The organism is Treponema sp. R6D11 (genome assembly GCF_054786075.1).
Genome location: NZ_BDHD01000641.1, coordinates 1 through 558, shown reverse-complemented (window position 1 = coordinate 558; position 558 = coordinate 1). Strand labels below are relative to the sequence as shown.

Genomic DNA, 558 nt, shown 5'->3' with positions numbered 1-558 from the left:
GATTTGCTTCTTGTGAGAATAGTTTGCTTATCGTGCCTTCGGCTGTTTCGATGCTTATCCCGCGGCTGATGATGCCGTTTACGGCGATTGATATTCTACCAGTTTCTTCACTTACTACGACAACTAACGCATCAGAAACCTCTGTGATACCAATTGCTGCGCGATGCCTTGTGCCTAGGCTGCTGTCTAGGTTTGTGCGTTGGGTGTTAGGCAATAGACAGCTTGCTGCGATGATTTTTTCGTTGCGGATTATGACCGCGCCGTCGTGCAATGGGGCGAGTGGCGTGAAAATATTGCAAAGCAGTTCGGAAGTTACATATGAATTTAAAGATACTCCAGTTGAAATGACGTTGTTTAATTTCGCTTGACGCTCCAGAACTATGAGCGCGCCTGTGCGCCGTTCGCTTAAGTATTCTAGCGCTTTTGTTATCTCTTTTGCGACGCGTTTGGAAGAATCCTCGCTTGAGGTGAATGTGCTGATGTGGAGAGTTCTAGCTAGGCGGCTGTTGCCTAAACGCTCGAGACCTTGACGAAGCTCTGGTTGGAAGATAATAAATA

At 47.0% G+C, this 558-nt stretch carries 1 protein-coding gene; it reads right to left on the bottom strand.

Annotated features, from left to right (window positions below; all coding sequences use genetic code 11):
• On the bottom strand, positions 1-558 hold a 558-nt coding region (cdaA, locus tag ACYVTD_RS15230; RefSeq protein ID WP_461248551.1), incomplete at both ends, for a diadenylate cyclase CdaA.